At 42.2% G+C, this 18,121-nt stretch carries 10 protein-coding genes; 7 read left to right on the top strand and 3 right to left on the bottom strand.

Going from position 1 to position 18,121, the window contains the following annotated elements; translation table 11 throughout:
• Positions 1-17: 17 nt before the first annotated feature.
• The 7 genes from N7U62_RS15695 to N7U62_RS15665 all read left to right on the top strand — a co-directional run bounded on the left by N7U62_RS15695 (position 18) and on the right by N7U62_RS15665 (position 12,730).
• Positions 18-1,103: a DUF4837 family protein gene (locus N7U62_RS15695; RefSeq protein ID WP_264138953.1), complete on the top strand. Its 1,086-nt coding sequence runs from the start codon at positions 18-20 to the stop codon at positions 1,101-1,103.
• A gap of 42 nt (positions 1,104-1,145) precedes the next feature.
• Positions 1,146-3,413, top strand: coding sequence for an NADP-dependent malic enzyme (locus tag N7U62_RS15690; RefSeq protein ID WP_264138952.1), 2,268 nt, complete (start codon positions 1,146-1,148; stop codon positions 3,411-3,413).
• A complete protein-coding gene (gene ruvA / locus N7U62_RS15685) occupies positions 3,410-4,003 on the top strand; it encodes a Holliday junction branch migration protein RuvA (RefSeq protein WP_264138951.1) in 594 nt (197 codons plus the stop codon). The genes N7U62_RS15690 and ruvA overlap by 4 nt, the downstream gene beginning before the upstream one ends.
• Positions 4,004-4,078: 75 nt before the next feature.
• Positions 4,079-11,131 (top strand): T9SS outer membrane translocon Sov/SprA, encoded by a 7,053-nt coding sequence (sov, locus tag N7U62_RS15680; RefSeq protein WP_264138950.1) that lies wholly within the window; start codon positions 4,079-4,081, stop codon positions 11,129-11,131.
• Positions 11,132-11,222: 91 nt separating this feature from the next.
• The gene (gcvH, locus tag N7U62_RS15675; RefSeq protein ID WP_264138949.1) at positions 11,223-11,603 is read left to right on the top strand and encodes a glycine cleavage system protein GcvH; all 381 of its coding nucleotides are present in this window, start codon (positions 11,223-11,225) and stop codon (positions 11,601-11,603) included.
• Positions 11,604-11,975 carry a VanZ family protein gene (locus N7U62_RS15670; RefSeq protein ID WP_264138948.1) on the top strand — a complete coding sequence of 124 codons (372 nt, stop codon included), beginning with the start codon at positions 11,604-11,606 and terminating at the stop codon, positions 11,973-11,975. It begins immediately after the preceding gene.
• Positions 11,976-12,055: 80 nt separating this feature from the next.
• Entirely contained in the window at positions 12,056-12,730 is a 675-nt protein-coding gene (locus N7U62_RS15665) for an energy transducer TonB (RefSeq protein ID WP_264138946.1), read from the top strand.
• Between the two features lie 88 nt (positions 12,731-12,818).
• Here N7U62_RS15665 and N7U62_RS15660 read toward each other — a convergent pair whose 3' ends face one another.
• From N7U62_RS15660 to N7U62_RS15650, 3 genes are read right to left on the bottom strand one after another with little or no spacing between them, the layout of a single operon-like run.
• Positions 12,819-13,694, bottom strand: a complete 876-nt coding sequence (locus N7U62_RS15660; RefSeq protein ID WP_264138945.1) for a YicC/YloC family endoribonuclease — start codon at positions 13,692-13,694, stop codon at positions 12,819-12,821.
• 59 nt (positions 13,695-13,753) lie between these two features.
• On the bottom strand, positions 13,754-16,999 hold the full coding sequence (locus N7U62_RS15655; RefSeq protein WP_264138944.1) for a translocation protein TolB: 3,246 nt from the start codon (positions 16,997-16,999) through the stop codon (positions 13,754-13,756).
• A 12-nt stretch (positions 17,000-17,011) separates the two neighbouring features.
• Complete coding sequence (locus N7U62_RS15650) at positions 17,012-18,070, bottom strand: NAD(P)/FAD-dependent oxidoreductase (protein WP_264138943.1); 1,059 nt, start codon at positions 18,068-18,070, stop codon at positions 17,012-17,014.
• Positions 18,071-18,121 lie beyond the last annotated feature (51 nt).

Below are 18,121 nucleotides of genomic sequence, written 5' to 3'. Positions count from 1 at the left end.
ACTCAATCCACAAAAGTATGTCCAAGTTACTTGCATATCTGACGTTTTGCCTTTCATTCACTTTACTCATTTCCTGTTCGGATAAGAAAAAAGATACCGGCACAACCAAAAAAGAAGACAAAGCTTATTTACCAAACTCAGGAGGAGAACCCAATGCTATTTTAGTAGTGATGGATACCACAGCCTGGAGTGGCCCGATAGGTGATGCACTCAAGGAGGTGTATTCTCAGTATGTGCCAGCATTGCCACAGACCGAACCTTATTTCAAGCTTAGAAATATCAATCCGCTCAAGTTCAATAGCATCATTAAACGTGCTACCAACATCATCTTTGTCCATACCCTGGATTCAAGAGGAAGACAGGCGACTCAGATGGAAAAATATTACTCCAACGAGTCTCTGGAAAAGATCAAAGCGGATTCTTCGATTTTCATGCTGCCACAAAAAGACATTTATGCCAAGGATCAAACCGTCCTACACCTATTTGGTCAAACTAAGGATCAGTTGATCGATCATATTTCGGACAACAAGGAAATTCTTAAAAACTATTTCACGAAAGCCGAAGGAGACCGTATCGCTAGTAAATTGTTTAAAGTCCGAGAGAAAAATGTTGAAAAGCGACTGGGACAGGAATATGATTTTACGATGAAAATACCCTATGGATTTGAGGTAGCTAAGGGCCTGAAAGATTTTGTTTGGATTCGCCAGCTGGATCCAGAATGGGAAAAGGATGTTTTTGTACATTTTAGGCCTTTCGATAGCCAAGAGCCTTTCGAAGATGTACTGGCCTTCAGAGAAGAGATCACTTCGACCTATATGAGGGACATTCAGAAGCCGGAAATTTACATGACTCTTCAAGACACCATGGGAGTGGTCAGAGAGGTCAACTTCAATGGCATGTATGCCAAGGAGGCGCGGGGGCTTTGGAAGTTTAGCGACATATCAGCGGGAGGGCCTTTTGTGAGTTATGTTTTTGTAGACGAAAAGCAAAAAAGATTGTATTACCTGGAGGCGTTTGTGTTCAATCCAGGAGGTGACAAGCGTGTTTTCATGCAAGAGATGGAGCTGGTACTCCAATCATTCAAGTCTAGTCTCGAAGACTAGGTATCTGACGAAAGAAATTCATTACAATTACCCATTCATCAAATGAGCAAAATTAGAAAAAAGGATGCCCTGGACTTTCATGAAAAGCCAATACCGGGCAAGATAGAAGTGCGTCCTACCAAGACGCTTTCGACACAGCATGATTTGGCTTTAGCTTATTCTCCCGGAGTAGCAGAGCCATGTCTTGAAATTGCAGAAAATAAAGAAGACGTATATCGGTATACCTCTAAGGGTAATCTGGTGGGGGTTATTTCTAATGGAACAGCTGTTTTAGGATTAGGCAATATTGGGCCTGAAGCTTCCAAACCTGTAATGGAAGGAAAAGGGGTGCTCTTCAAAAAATTTGCAGGTATCGATGTGTTCGATATCGAAATCGACGAGATGGATCCAGACAAATTCATCGAGATTGTGAAGTCCCTTGAGCCAACTTTTGGAGGAATCAATCTGGAGGATATTAAAGCTCCTGAGAGTTTCAAAATAGAAACAGAACTCAAGGAGAAAATGAACATCCCCGTGATGCACGATGATCAGCATGGTACTGCGATTATTTCTAGTGCTGCATTGCTAAGTGCGCTAGAGGTAGTGGACAAGAAGATCGATGAGATCAAGATCGTGGTAAATGGAGCCGGTGGAGCTGCTATTGCCTGTACCGATCTATATGTCAAGATGGGAGCCAGGAAGGAAAACATCCTGATGCTGGATAGCAAAGGGGTGATCAAAAAAGACCGTCCAAACCTGGACCCGATGAAGGCTCAGTATGCAGTGGATTCAGATTTGACTACTTTGTCAGAAGCTGTCAAGGGTGCAGATATGTTTTTGGGTCTGTCTATGGGCGATGTGATGACTGCAGAAGATCTGCTATCGATGGCAGACAACCCGATAGTTTTCGCTCTGGCTAACCCTAATCCTGAAATCGCCTATGACCTGGCGATGAAGACCAGAGAAGATGTAGTAATGGCCACCGGTCGTTCGGATCATCCTAATCAAGTGAACAATGTTTTGGGCTTCCCATACATATTCCGTGGGGCGCTAGACGTGAGAGCCACTGCGATCAACGAAGAAATGAAACTGGCGGCTGTTCGTGCACTTGCAGAACTGACCAAATTGCCCGTACCGGATGCTGTGACCAAAGCCTATGGATCTGAAACCATTAGGTTTGGTAAGGACTATCTGATCCCGAAACCGCTGGACCCAAGACTGATTGCGAGTATTTCTTCTGCTGTGGCCAAAGCCGCAATAGATTCTGGCGTGGCTCGTACCACTATCAAGGATTGGGATGAGTACAAAATGAAACTGGAAGAAAGACTGGGAATGGGTCAACGCATCATTTCTAGATTGGCTTCCAGAGCGAAAAAAGATTTGCAGCGTCTGGTATTTGCAGAGGGAGATCGTTTGTCGATACTCAAAGCTGCACAGCTGGTGATGGACGAAGGTATCGCCATTCCTATCCTATTGGGTAACAAGGAGAAAATTCATGCTCTAATAGAAGAGAACGAGTTGGATCTGGATTGTGAGATCATCGATACCTATCACGAAAGAGAGAATCGAATGGCCTATGCAGATGTGTTGTTCGAAAAGCGTCAGAGAAAGGGCATGACCTTGAGAGAGGCCCAACGACTGATGATAGATCGTAATTATTATGGAGCCATGATGGTGGAGCGAGGACATGCAGATGCCTTGATCTCTGGTTTGTCTAATGATTATCCAAACACCATCCGTCCAGCACTTCAGATCATCGGTATGCAGCCAGGATTGAAGCGTGTGGCAGGAATGTACATCATCCGAAACCAATCGGGTACCTATTTCTTGGCGGATACTACTGTCAATGTGAATCCTGATAAAGAAGCCCTACTCAACATCATAGAATTGACGAATCGTGCGGTGAAGTTCTTCGATTTCGAACCAAGGATGGCCATGTTGTCTTATTCCAACTTTGGCTCAGCCAAGGGAGAAACACCAACAAAGGCGGCAGAAGCTGTAGCAGAAGCGAAAAAGAGATGGCCGGAAATGGTTATCGATGGCGAGATGCAGGCCAATGTGGCTTTGAATCCTGAGTTGATGGCGAAGAGCTATCCTTTCAGCAGTTTGAATGGAAAAGGAGTCAATACTTTGATCTTCCCAAATCTGGAATCAGGAAACATTGCCTATAAGCTACTGATGGAAATCGGCTCTAGTGAGGCGATTGGCCCAGTGCTGATGGGGATGAACAAACCTGTTCACGTGCTGCAGAGGGGAAGTTCAGTGAGAGAAATATTTAATATGGCGACCATTGCTGCGGTGGATGCCATAGAGTCTAAGGGCAGAACATGATATCGTATATAGAAGGTAAACTGGTGGAAATTGATCCCACCTATGTCATCATAGATAATGGAGGTATTGGCTATCATGTCAATATCTCCCTTTTAACTTATGGACAGATCAAAAACTTGCAAAATGCACACATCTTCACCCACTTTCATGTAAAAGAAGACGCGCAGACGCTGTATGGTTTTTTTGATCAGGATGAGAAAAAGCGATTTCAGCAGTTGATTTCTATATCAGGAGTGGGGCCTTCGACAGGCCTGATGATCCTCTCTTCTTTATCTCCACAAGAATTGCATTCGGCTATAGTCAATGCAGATGTGAAAACGATCAGTGGCGTGAAGGGAATCGGGCAAAAAACTGCCCAGAGAATTATCCTGGAACTGAAGGACAAAATGTCCAAAGAAGAACTTGAAAGTGGAGGACCTCTACTTTCACTCAAGAAGGAAAGCAGCGTAAAATCAGAGGCTTTGGCGGCTCTGGTTACCCTTGGAATCTCCAAAGCTGTGGCAGAGAAAACACTAGAGAAAATATTGAAAAATGCTGAAGAAGAATTAGGTCTGGAGGATTTAATTAAATTAGCGTTGAAAAGGTCCTAAACGCAATACTGAAAGACTTTGAATCGGGTCAGTCTCCACATATATTTTCTCGTGATTTTCATCGGTGTACTACTGATGAATCAGGCTGTTTTGGCCCAGCAAAACCCACCTCCAGATTCGACCCAACAGAGCCAAGGCTATGAACCGAGCTTTCGACCGACCTACCAGCAAAGAGACAGATACGGAGACCCATTTTCCAATTCTCAGAGTTCGTCCCCTTTATTGATGGATGGTCCATCCAACCTAGAATTAGAGGTAGAGATGGATTCAAGTATGAATTACACCATTCAGGAAAAGGTGGGGGCCTTGAATTATCGTCCCAGGTCCACCATGACCTTTGAGCAGTTTCAGGAGTATCAAGATGCCCAAATCAAGAAGCAGTATTGGAAAGACCGTTCGGCAGGACTGGATGGAGAAAGCCCGGTGAGTGGCAGGCGATTGATTCCCAAAATTTACATCAGCCCTGTTTTTGACCGAATCTTTGGTGGTAACTACGTAGATATTCAGCCCAATGGTTTTGTGAATATGGATTTTGGCGGTCGCTGGCAAACGATCGAGAATCCTGCAGTACCTGTCCGAAACCAGCGCACAGGAGGATTCAATTACAACCAGCAAATCTCCATGAATATCGTGGGTAAGGTAGGAGAGAAATTAGCTGTGACGGCCAACTTTGACAACAACAATTCCTTCGATTTTCAGAATAACATGAAAATTGAATACACAGGATATGAAGAGGATATCATCAAAAAAATTGAACTAGGTAATGTGAGTATGCCTATATCAAACTCCTTGATGACTGGCGGGCAGAGTTTGTTTGGAGTTAAAACTCAAATGCAGTTTGGTAAACTGTCGGTAACGGCCCTGGCTTCTCGTCAGCAGGGAAGTGCCCAAACCAAAAGCTTTCAGGATGGCTATGAAGTGGATGGAGATGGTGATGGAGATGGTGGTTTTACAATCCGTGCCTCGGAATATGATGAATATCGCCACTTCTTCTTAGGCCACTTTTTTCGTGACAACTATGAGAAATGGCTAAAGAATATACCAAGAGTGGTGTCGGGTGTGAAGGTCTCAAGACTGGAAGTGTATGTGGTCAAGCAGCAAACCGAAACTACCGGACTTAGGGGTATTTTGGCGCTATCTGATCTAGGGGAACCAAGGCGCATTGGAAATAGTACGGGTATAACGGCTGATCCCACCTCTCCAAACGACAATGAGGCAAACAATCTTTTTGCTGACCTGGTGGGGCAGGATCAAATCAGAGATATTTCCACGGCTGCTGATTATCTGGCCGCTCAGTTTGGTATGGAAGAAGGGCGCGACTATGAGGCTCGACCCAGTGTGAGGAAGCTGGATGCCACCGAGTACAAATTCAATGACCAGTTTGGTTATTTGACCTTGAATAGCAGGCTGAGACCTGGGGAAGTATTGGCGGTATCTTATGAATACACCTACAATGGTGCCCCTGAACCCTTTCAGGTAGGGGAGCTTTCGGAAAACTATCAGGGTCGACCAGATGAGGATTTGATTATTCTGAAGCTTTTGTTACCAGCAAAAAATACCCAGACGGATGTTCCACTTTGGGATCTGATGATGAGGAACATTTACAGTTTGGGAGGCTCTCGTATCAGTAAAGATGGCTTTGAACTGAAGGTGCATTATCGTGATGATATCAATAACTACAATGCCCCTAACCTAAATGAAGGGCAGAACACGAATAACATTCCTTTGATCGAAGTATTAAAATTGGATCAGCTGAATGTGAATGGTGACAATCAACCCGATGGTAATTTTGACTTTATACCTGATGTCACCTTTGATGAGGATTTCGGCAATGTGATTTTTCCAGTTCTAGAGCCTTTCGGTTCCCATTTAGAATCCGTCTTTACTGCCAGTGAACAGAATCTCAAGGACAAGTATGTTTATAGTGAGCTGTATGATCGAACGCAAACTTTGGCAGAGCAGGTATCCGCCAAAAACAAGTTTTTGCTCAAAGGTAAATTCGTAGCTGGTGGTGGAGGAGCTAGGGGTGGTCAGCAGGTGTATAACCTTAATGCATTCAACATAGCTGAAAATTCGATTACTGTAACAGCTGGTGGGACAGTGCTCACCGAAGGCCTTGATTATACTGTAAGCTATATTGGAGGTGGTTCAGTAACTATAATCAATCAAGGGGTAGTTAACTCTGGCAAAACGATCAACATTAGTTATGAGACGGACGATCTTTTCAGTTTCAGATCCAAATGGCTAACTGGAACACGCCTGGAGTATGAGTTTAGTGACAAAATCAATGTAGGGGCCACCTTGCTTCACCTAAGCGAACGTACTGGAGGGGTTTCACGATACAGCATGGGCAATGAACCCATCAAGAATACCAAATATGGATTTGATGTGAATTATCAGCAGGATTCGCGTTTGATTACCAAGATTGTAGATGCTGTACCACTGATCAGTACCAAAGAGAATTCAACTGTCACTTTCAATGGAGAATTTGCCCAATTAATTCCAGGCACTTCCAATGTGGTAAATGGTGAGAGTACGGCCTATGTTGATGATTTTGAAAGTGCTGCAACTCCTTTTAGTCTAATGGGTGGCAATCAGGGTTGGTATCTCGGTTCCGCTCCTGAGCAATTCAAAGAGACCGATCCGAATGGAACCACTTTAGGAGCCGGATTCAGGAGAGCCAAACTGGCATGGTATACCATAGATAATACGCTCTATACCAACGCTCGACCTGGAAATATTGAAGATGAAGATTTGGCCAACAACTATGTAAAGCCCGTATATGCGCAGGACATTTTTAAGCAGCAGGATCTGGGCATAAGGAATATTCCAGAAAGGACTTTTGACCTGGCCTTTTTTCCAAGGGAGCGGGGTCCTTATAATTATACCAGTGACTTGACTCAAGATGGTCTTCTGAGAAACCCTGAGAGAAACTTTGGAGCTATCACCCGACCGGTGCCTACTAATCAGGATTTCACAGCAAATAATGTAGAATACATCGAGTTCTGGTTAATGGATCCTTTTACAGATCACCCAATCGATGATGGCAATGGAAACCCACAGCCTAATCAAGATGGTGATGGAACAGGTAAGCTGATTATTCAATTGGGAGATGTTTCTGAAGATGTGCTGGAGGATGATATTAGATCTTTTGAAAACGGTTTAGCATCTGATGGTTCAGATCAAAACACCCAATATACAGACTGGGGAAGAATAACGACACAGCAGCCGTTGACTAATGCCTTTGATGCTTCTAGCTCTGCTAGAGAAAATCAAGATGTGGGTTTGGATGGTTTGGACTCCAATAGTGAGGATTATTTCACACAATTCATGGATCAAGGGGTGTTGAATAACTTGAATGCCTTGGGGCAGCAAAGAGTTTTAAATGATATTTCTGGAGATGATTTTGTTCATTATTTGGACAGATCCTATACAGAATCGGATGTACAGATACTGGCGAGATATAAAAAGTATAATGGGCATGAGGGGAACTCCCCTAGCTCATCTGGGAGCACTAGCGCTACGAACATCCCAGAGAGAGAGGATATCAATCTGGACAATGAACTGACTAGAACCGAAGGGTATTATGAATATGAAATAGATATCAACAATTCTGTTTTGGTCCCGGGGCAGGGTTATGTGATCGATGAGGTAAGAGATATCAGTGGGGAGGCAGATTGGTATCTTTTTAGAATACCGATAAGCAGTGGGACAGCGGTAGGAGAGGTAAACCTACAGGCCATGCGTCATGTACGAATGGTCATGACAGGATGGACTTCTCCTGTAGTCTTAAGGATGAATCGCTTTCAATTGGTGGCCAGCCAGTGGAGAAAATATGCGAATGATTTGGCAGAACCTGATCTTGGTGAAATTCCTGAAGTGAGTTCTTCTGATTTTGAGGTTTCAGTAGTGGGAGTAGAAGAAAACAGTTCGCCAGCAGGTGGTCGTCCTCCTTATCTGGTGCCTCCTGGTATCAATAGGGACCGTGACAATACACAGGGGATTAGTCGTCGAATCAATGAACAGTCGCTGAGAGTATGTGTAGAGGATCTGGAGGATGGAGATGCTCGAGCAGTCTACAAAACTTCGCTCAATCTAGACATGATCAATTATGGCAAGCTCAAGATGTTTTTCCATGCGGAGGCCAGTCAGGGTGAAATGATTTTGGATGATGAAGTGACTGGATTTTTGAGGCTTGGATTCGATCAAACTCAAAACTATTATGAAATTGAAGTTCCACTTAAGGTGACTCCAGACGGGCTTGGTACTTATACGGCACGAGATATTTGGCCAGAAGAAAACGAAATCAACTTGGCGCTCAATGAATTGTATACGGTAAAATCTGCTCGAAATGCGGATAACTATGATGTAACCAGACGATATACAAGAGAGTCGTTGAATGGAAAATATAAAATCTCCATCATAGGTAATCCGAAACTTAGTGGGGTGACAGATATGATGATAGGGGTAAGAAATCCTACTTCAAATGATGGGGATGATAAGTCGGTATGTATATGGGCGAATGAGTTGCGATTGACCGATTTTGATGATGAGAAAGGTTGGGCTGCTAATGCACAGCTTAATGTGAAACTGGCTGATTTTGCAACGGTCAATGCTTCTACCCGCTATACTTCGGTTGGGTTTGGAGGTATACAGCAGCGCATTTCTGAAAGAACCAGAGAAGAGACTTTCGACTATGACATGTCTGCCAATGTGAACATTGACAAATTGATTCCTGCAGAGACAGGTATTAAGATTCCGATGTTTGTGAGTACGTCAAAATCTACCTCCACACCGCGATATGATCCTCTAGATGATGATGTCCCGCTAGATGCATCGTTGGATAAATTTGATACTCAAAAAGAAAAGGATGAATACAGAGAAAAGGTGATTTCTCAAACCACCAATAAGAGTATCAATTTTAGCAATGTCCGGAAAGAGAAAGTGAAAAAGGACGCGAAGAGTCACATCTATGACATTGAGAATTTTACCTTCGATTATGCTTTTTCAGAACAAAAGTCCTCAAATGTTAACACTGCTGAGCGGATCAATAAACAATACTCTGGGGGATTGACTTATAACTATTCTACTAGTCTTCCCTCTATTGAGCCATTCAAAAATGTCAAGGCCTTTTCGAGTCCTTATTTGCAGCTGATCAAGGATATTAATTTCAACCTACTACCCAATAGTTTCTCTTTCAGAGCAGGAATGGACAGACGGTTCCAACGAACGCAGCTTCGCAATTCGGATCTAACAACCGATGGGATTAAGGCCAACTATGAGAAGTTTTTCACTTTTGACAGAAGCTATAATCTCAGGTGGAGTTTATTTAAGAATCTCAGTTTGAACTACAATGCCACTGCCCGGGCAATTATCGATGAGCCAGAAGGAGACATAAATACGGATGTCAAGCGAGATTCTATATGGAGTAATATCAAGAGATTCGGCCGTATCAAGAGCTATAATCAAAGCGTGGGTCTCAATTACCGTCTGCCTTTGGATAAGTTGCCATTGACCGACTGGATGAGTGCAGACTACAGATATTCGGTGGACTATACCTGGACGGGGGGCAACGTGGATCAGGTAGAGGAGTTTGGTAATATTCTGGAAAATCAGCGTACCCAGGATGTCACTGGAAAAATAGACATGCTGAAGCTCTACAATAAGTCAAAGTACCTCAGCAGCATCAATCGTCCGCCACGTCAATCACGAACGAGTCGATACGATACGGTAAGAACTACGGGTGGAGTAGACGCCTTCAAAGGTGTTTTGCGATTGATTATGGCGCTGAGGTCTATCAATGTGACCTATGGTGTCAGAGAAGCCACCACATTGCCAGGTATATTGCCGACCCCTTATATGGTTGGGATGGATAGAGATTTTGCTGCACCTGGATGGGATTTTATAATGGGTAGCCAGGACCCAGAGATTCGCCATCGTGCTGCTAGAAATGACTGGTTGGTCAAGAACGGTGAGTTTTCCGATTCCTTCGAACAAAGCAGGACTGAGGATCTGAATATTCGAGCTTCTATTGAGCCTTTCAAAGATTTTAGGATTCAAGTGGATGCCAAACGAAACAATAGGGCTGAATATTCAGAAATTCATAGATATGATGCTGATTCTGGTATTTTTAGATCTCTTTCACCTCTTAGGTCGGGAAGTTATACAGTAAGTTTTTTACCGATAAAAACCGCTTTTGATAAAGACAAAGGAGAAAACATTTCGTCAGTATTTCAGCAGTTTGAGGAGAACCGGGATATAATTAAAGCCAGACAGGATAATAGGAATCCCAATGGTGAATACTCCAGTAATTCTCAGGACGTGTTGATTCCCGCTTTTATAGCTGCGTATACTGATCAAAGTGCAGCTTCTGTAAATTTACTTCCGTTTCCCAAGATTCCAGTTCCCAACTGGCGAGTCGATTATGCAGGGCTAGGCAAGCTAAATGGTTTGAAGGATGTCTTTTCATATATCAATCTCACGCATGCCTATGTTTCTAGTTTTAGTATTTCTAACTATACCAATTCACTGAGGTATAGTGATGAGAATCTTTTGGACCTGACTAATAACCTACTGGACTATCCAATGGCTTCTGCCCAGGATGCTAATAATGGTAACAGCTTGGTTCCTGTTTATCAGATTAGCCAGGTAGACGTGGTAGAGCGATTTTCTCCCTTGATTGGGGTCAGTGTACGTACGAAGAGCATGTTTACTGCCAAGGTGGATTACGCCAAAGAAAGGACCTTGCGATTTGATTTGTCCAATACTCAGTTGACTGAGATGAAGAGCAACAACATTTCTTTCGATGTAGGTTTGACAAAGGACAACTGGAAATTCCCTTTCAAAATCAAAGGCCGAACCGTCACTGTCGAGAATCAAATCCAAGTGCGAATGACATTTACTGTTAGGGATACTAAAACTGTTCAACGTAAGATGGATGATGTGAATACCATCACAGATGGTAACCTGAACTATCAGGTAAGACCAACAATCAGTTATGTAGCGAGTCAGCGACTGAACCTGACGATGTATTTCGAGAAGAACATCAATGAACCAAGGATATCAAGTTCGTATAATAGGTCATCTTCTCAATTTGGAGTTCAGGTTCGATTCAGCCTGGCAGAGTAGTAGGGTATTATCTTTTGCAGGATGAAAAATTCTTGAAATTAAGCTCTATTTTTGGGCACTAAATTATTCTTTAAACAAAACAGAGTCAGAAATGAATATTCCCGATCATTTGAAATACACACCCGATCACGAATGGGTGAGCATCGAGGGAGATGTAGCAACAGTAGGTATTACAGATTTTGCTCAGGGTGAATTAGGTGATATTGTATATGTGGAGATCGAAACGGAAGGTGAAACGATAGAAAAAGGTGAGCTTTTTGGAACGATAGAGGCAGTGAAAACGGTTTCTGATTTGTTTATGCCTTTATCTGGTACTGTGGAGGAATTCAATGAGGAATTGGAAGGCGAACCAGAACTGGTTAATTCATCTCCATATGAAGATGGATGGATGATTAAAATCAAAGCATCAGACTTGAGCGAGGTAGATGATTTGCTTTCTGCCGAAGCATACAAAGAGTTAATTGGAAAGTAATTGAAGATATTTTCTAGAGGATATATAAGATTTGCATTAATAGGATGGACAGGTACCATCCTATTTTTGTTGCTGGGTAAATCAGATGGGTCAGAAAGCTGGATTCATTTGATTCCATATCATGATAAGATTGCACATTTCGGTATCTTCTTTATATGGGCGGCCCTTTTATTTTTGTCCATATTCAGTCTAGAAAGGGTCAAAAAAGCAATGCTGTCCAGTTTTGCAGCTATTGTGGCATTTGCAGCCCTGACTGAGATTCTGCAGCTCTTTGTAGAAGGGAGAAGTGCAGACCCTGCGGACTTTGCCGCTGATCTGGCAGGAGGCCTATCTGCAGTCTTTTTGACAAAGTTTTGGAAAATGAAACAATAAATATGGAAATGAATCCCAGTTTATTATATTTGACGTTACTTATTGTTAATTGAATTAGAGAAAATTTTAAATATAGGAGCATGGAGGTAAAGAAAAACCCGAAGATTGCCCTTGAGAGAAAAGCCGGTATGTTCTTCAACATCGGTTTGGCTATCAGCTTGCTTCTCGTTATTACTGCCTTCGAGTGGAGGTTTTATGACGAGGGTGATTTGGTGGACCTTGGGCAGGTAGAAGATGATTTTGAAGATATTATGGAGATTCCTCCTACGGAGCAACCCCCTCCACCACCACCAAAAATCGAGCTTCCTAAGATCATCGAGGTTCCAGATGAAGAGGAAATCGAAGAAGAGATTGAGGTAGAGCTTGACGTGGAGATTACGGAAGAAACGGTAATTGAAGATATCGTTTTTGAGGAAGAGCCAGAAGAAGAAGTTGCTGATGAAATTTTCGACATTGTTGAAGATCAACCAGCACCTCCAGGAGGTATGGGAGCTTTCTACAAGTATGTAGGTAAGTCAATGAAATACCCTAACCAAGCCAGAAGAATGGGTATCGAAGGTAGAGTATTCGTTCAGTTCGTTGTGGACAAAGACGGATCGATTACCGAGGTGAAAGCCATCAAAGGTATTGGAGCTGGGTGTGATGAAGAAGCAGTAAGAGTTCTACAAGGCGCTCCAAAATGGAAGCCTGGTAAGCAAAGAGGTAGAGCGGTGAAAGTAAGAATGATTCTTCCTATCACCTTCAAATTGAGCTAAGAAGAAGTTTAGGTTACAAATATTGATATGAAAAAACCCTGAAAGAATCCTTTCAGGGTTTTTTTGTGCCTTCGATTTTTTGTTGGCTTTAGATGATATTCAGCACTTGCTCCTTGATTTTCTCAAGCTCATCCTTCATTTCTACTACCAGCTTTTGAATATCTGAATTGTTGGCTTTTGAACCGATTGTGTTAATCTCTCTGCCCATTTCCTGACTGATGAATCCAAGCTTTTTTCCCTGTGATTCTGATTCCTCAAGTGTAGTATTAAAAAACTGCAAATGATTCTCTAATCGAACGATCTCTTCGGAGATATCTAATTTTTCGATATAGTAAATCAGTTCTTGCTCGAATCGATTAGGATCAGCCATTTCACTCGAGCTCAGCTCTTTTAGGCTTTCATTGATTCGGATTTTGAGTTGTTCGATGCGTTCAGGGTCCTTGGCTTTAATTTGCTCAAGGCTATTTTGGATATTTGTAGCGAAACTCCTCATGGCTTTGTCTACAGAGGCTCCCTCCTGCTGGCGAAATGCATCACACTTGTCAAGCGCTTGATTGACCAAAGACTCCATAGTGTCTTTGTCGATCAGATCTTTTTTATTCTGAGGTTGTTCGTAAATGTCGCTGGATTTCAAAATGCTATTCAGTATGTCTGCATCACTGAGTTGCATTCCTTCGGTAGCGGATAGAATTTCCTTTTTGTAATGCTCGAACAGTTCCCTATTGATTCTTAGGGCTTGATTGGTTCCAGATTTAACATGCAATTCTACGTTAAAGTTGACCTTTCCTCTTAGTAAGCGATCCGAGATGATTTTTCGGAGGTCATTTTCAATGGCTGAAATTTCTTTGGGAACCTTCGTATTGATATCAAGAAATTTAGAGTTCAGGGTTTTGATTTCTACCTGGATGGCCAATTCATCGTTTTCGAAATTGGCATTTCCATAACCTGTCATCGATTTTGTCATGTGCAAAAATCATGAATTATTGCCATTTAATTGATTCTTGCAACAATTAATTGTGATTATCAGAAATCGTATCCTAAAGACAGGTAGAATCTCATGTCGCCAATCGCATAATCCTCGATTGGTTTGGCCATATCAAATCTCAAGTAATACCCCATTAGTACCGTTCTCACGCCAGCTCCATAGCTCTGTAACCAGGGGTTTCTACTTGTTTTTATAATAGCTTCAAATGGAGAACCTTCTCTCTTAACGATTTTGGTGTCGACGGTGTTTTCTTCATTGAATGGAGAAACGCCCGTCCAGGCCGAACCTATATCGTAGAACCCTATGAACTGAAGGTTTCTGAGGAAATTAGATTTAATGGTTCCTCTCGTAAAGTATTTTACGATTGGAAATCGAAGCTCGACATTGCAGGCGAGTACATTTTCACCATAGAACCTGTTGTAATTGAAGCCTCGGAGGTTCACAAATTCAGTGAAGAGTATGTCTGTATTGTCTTTAAAGTTGCTGAAATAAAGGGGGGAGTTTACTTGTTCGCTATTGTCACTTTTGTTGAATATCCAATTGTCTAGTCCACCTAGCATGTAGGTTTTGGGTCGATTACCAAAAGAGGCTCCATAGTAAACTCTTGAGGCTAGAATAAGCTCTCGGTGGATTTTTTGATAGCGCCTCAAGTCTACCTTAAAATCGCTAAAACTTCTACTATTGTCATCTAAGGCTTGGTTGTGCTCAAAAGAAATTTTACCCCGCATACCCTCAAATAGGTTCAAGCCATTGACTAGCGTATTGTCAAACACCCAAGCGGCTTTGATTCCAGCAAATGTATGCTTGGCATCTGTAATAAATGGATCTGGTAAGCCACTGTCTTGTGCCAGCACATCCGGATTCACGTTGTAATAGTTGGTGAATCTCATGAAACCGTCTACCTCAAATCTGGAGGAAACAGATATCGGGAGAGCTGCTCCTACCGAAAAGGAATTCATTTTGTACTTCTGAAGTATTTCTTGATCAATTGCTTGATTGTTATTATTGAATCCCTCGTGGTGAATGACTTTTCGATCATATCTTGCTCTTAAGTCGATGGTGTTCTTGAGGTATTCGTATTGGGCAAAGAAATCGCCACTTTTGAAATCCATGATGGCCAGAAAACCACCATTGAACTTGTGGTTTTCGAGTGCATCCGTCATCTGAGTTTCTACTAAAAAGCCAAATCCTCTCAATTGATCAAAAACCATTGAGGTAACTAAGTTGTCAGCCGTAAAGCTAGTTTCATAAGGCAATGGACCCGTTACAGTAGGTTCTTTTTGTATTTTCTGATAGATGGAAAGGAAAGAAAAACGCTGTTCGTTTTCTTCCGGCTTTTCTTGTTGAGATGGTTCATCTTCAAATACATAATTGTCCGTATCGATAATTTTCTCATTGAGGTCAATGTTGCTGGTGTCAGGTTCAACTTTTTGAATGTTAGAAAGGCTGTCCTCTCTCATTTTTTCTTCTTCTAGTTCCTTTCTAACTCTTTCTTCTCTTTTCTTCCTGATGTATTCGACTTGTTGTACTTGATGACGCAAGGTGGGTGGAGTGAAGAGCCTTTGATCAATATTATACTCTTCATTTAGATAAATTCTGGTTTTACCATCATTGAGCATCAAAAATGTCAGGTCCTGTGTGTTTGGGTTTAAATCATATTCCTTTAAGCTCGTTCTATAATTGGAAACTTGATGGTAAAGGCTATCTCTAAAGTCATACTTGTAGAGGTTGTTTATACCTTTCAAATCACTTAAGAAATACACCTCATCTTTATTTAAAGGGACGGGGTAAATCTCATTGCTAATGGTATTGGTTAGACGGTAGAGTACATTTTCAGTAGTGTCTAGATCATAGGCAAACAGATTGAGAAGGCTTGGCATCTCGTTGATGTCTGGAGAGGTGATATTGAGTGTATCGGTATTTCGGTTAGAGCTGAAAACAAATGCATCTGTACCAGGGATGAATTTAGGATATAGATCGTCCCAGTTGTCTTTAGTTAATCTTTTCACTGCATTTCTCCTCATACTGATCAAATACAGATCTGTCTGACCATTTACATCGGCGCTAATGATGGCTAATTTTCCATTGTCATTAAAGTCAATCCCATTGATTTGATTGAATCGAGTCATCGATTTTCTCCTTTTGGATCGCGTAGGGATGTCGTAGGTCACGAGATAATTTCGCCCATACCAGGTCTGAACTACGCCTAGCTGTGAGTCGCTGATCCAGTCTATCAAAGGAAGTTTGTAGGACACTTCCTGATCTATCGAGTGGTAACCGCCTTTTAGGGCTACCTGTTCTTTTCCTTTGTTCAGGTCACGGATGATGACTTTGTATTTGCCTTTGTAGTTCTGAACGTAGGCCATCATCTGACCCGAGGGGCTCAGCTTTACATCGGTTAGTTTGGTCACTTTGCCAGTAACTCCTATTACTTTATCATTTTTCTCTGGTGCTATATAGCTATCGTTCAGTTCTTCGTTTGGAACGCCATAGTATTCTGCCCATTCATACATAAACTGCCTAAAGGACATGCCCAAAGTACTAGCGACACTATGTTCGGTATTTCTGATGATTCGAGTAAGATTCAGGATGTTGCTAAGGTTACTAGGGCCATATTTTACTGCCACATAGTTCCAGACAGACTGCCCTATAAGGGCGGCTTCTTCTCCTTCCAGTTTGGAGAATTTTCTAATCTTTTTTTCCTGCAAATAGTCCCTCACATAGTCGTCCATTTCCACATCCCATCCTTTGGATATGTAGTTGATGGCACCAGCTATAAACCATTCGGGTAGATTTAATAGATAGTTGCTTTGGAACATCTCTGTCAGGCTACCACCAAACATCATATCCTCTAGTAGCATTTTGGAGACTTTGTATTTCAGTTCCTTTTTGAAGTCGAGCATGTTGCCCGGATAGGCAATCTCTACCTGAAGCTTTACGAATTTGGTCTCTCCTGCTACAGTAAAAGTCGGCGACCCAACTCCAATGTTACTTTGCAGATAGTCTGTGTGAGAGTTGTAGATGAATATTTCACTTTTGGAAAAGGGAGCGTAACCGATGAGGTCGGTTATTTTTTCGAATTCCTCTTCCAGATAATCTAAAGCCAGCTCGGCATATTCTTCACCCTGACTATAGAAGTGTATGTCATAGTCTTCTGTGGAATAATAATACCAATCGAATTCCTTGTACTGCACACGGTTCTGCCCAAAGGTCTGAGGTTTGTACTGACCTAAAACCTGAGTGGCAAAAATTGTGAAGCATGCAAGTGCAAGAATCTTTCTCATTCAAATGGTGATTTACTGGCTATCATAGGAAGAGTAAAACCGGGATACGTTTACCTCATCCCACAGGGGTTGGTTCTCCTTTAAAAAGGCAGTGAATTGCTGAGCGAAATAAGGGATCAGCGAAACACCTTTGGATCCAAACCCATTGAAAACATAAATATGTTCATATTCGGGGTGTTTTCCAATGATTGGCCGACGGTCTTTTGTCGCAGGACGAACGCCTGCGACAGTATTAAGGATTTCATACTTGGCTCTACTCAACTTTTGCAATTTGTCTAGGATTTCCTGTTGCCCTTTTTTGGAGGGGAGCAAGTCTTCAAATTGGTTTTGGTAATTGGACCCAATGCGAGTGGTGTCATGATCTGTAGGCAAAATGAAAACCCCTCGATTCAAAATGGTCTCAGGCTGATGTGCTGTTTTGGCCTCCAAGACTTCTCCTTTTACTCCCTTCATGGGTAGCCAGCCAAAATGATCTGTTTGCAGCACCCTGAGTCCATTACAATAGATCACTGCCTTGTAGTCATTGCCCATGTAATTGAAGCCAGCATTAGTTTTTTCTAATTTGTCGGGATTAAAGTATGCTTCCTGGTAGCTGTTTTCTTGGACTAGGCTTTTTTTATTGGCTTCCAGCAGATCTGGAATTTTCACATACCCAGATTGGGCCAGCTGTAGGCCTCCATATTCATCATGGAGATCGTAAGATTCAATTCCCTTCTTATGGATTTTAGATATGAAGGGTTTATAACTTTCTTCGGACTGCTTCATGTCCCAATCATTTTGATCTTCATAGCTGAAGAAAGGACGGTAGATGCCAATCGGTCGAAGAAAGCTAGCACCCAACTGTGCTTCTAGTTTTTTATAGTAGGGCTCTAAGAATGGGAAGAGATGATCCGCTGCCCAGGTTTTGACCATTTTACGTCCGGTCACAGGATTGTAAAGACCTGCTGCGACTGATGAAGAATGGTTGTTTGAGGGTTGGTCTAGCACCTCTACTGTAAACCCCTGTTCCAATAAATTGTGAGACAAAATGGCGCCTGCCAGACCGTGACCGATGATAAGAAAATCTTTCAAATGTGCTAGATTTTTGCGTTTGACCAATATTAGGTCAAATTTGCAGAACTA

It is taken from the genome of Reichenbachiella ulvae, from assembly GCF_025833875.1.
Classification (GTDB): Bacteria; Bacteroidota; Bacteroidia; order Cytophagales; family Cyclobacteriaceae; genus Reichenbachiella; species Reichenbachiella ulvae.
This window is presented reverse-complemented; position numbering and strand designations above follow the sequence as displayed.

Excerpts from the sequence above, each read along its gene's own strand:
- N7U62_RS15690 (WP_264138952.1), top strand. The coding sequence starts at position 1,146 with ATGAGCAAAATTAGAAAAAAGGATGCCCTGGACTTTCATGAAAAGCCA.
- ruvA (WP_264138951.1), top strand. The coding sequence starts at position 3,410 with ATGATATCGTATATAGAAGGTAAACTGGTGGAAATTGATCCCACCTAT.
- N7U62_RS15695 (WP_264138953.1), top strand. The coding sequence starts at position 18 with ATGTCCAAGTTACTTGCATATCTGACGTTTTGCCTTTCATTCACTTTA.
- N7U62_RS15665 (WP_264138946.1), top strand. The coding sequence starts at position 12,056 with ATGGAGGTAAAGAAAAACCCGAAGATTGCCCTTGAGAGAAAAGCCGGT.
- N7U62_RS15660 (WP_264138945.1), bottom strand. The coding sequence starts at position 13,694 with ATGACAAAATCGATGACAGGTTATGGAAATGCCAATTTCGAAAACGAT.
- sov (WP_264138950.1), top strand. The coding sequence starts at position 4,079 with ATGAATCAGGCTGTTTTGGCCCAGCAAAACCCACCTCCAGATTCGACC.
- N7U62_RS15655 (WP_264138944.1), bottom strand. The coding sequence starts at position 16,999 with ATGAGAAAGATTCTTGCACTTGCATGCTTCACAATTTTTGCCACTCAG.
- gcvH (WP_264138949.1), top strand. The coding sequence starts at position 11,223 with ATGAATATTCCCGATCATTTGAAATACACACCCGATCACGAATGGGTG.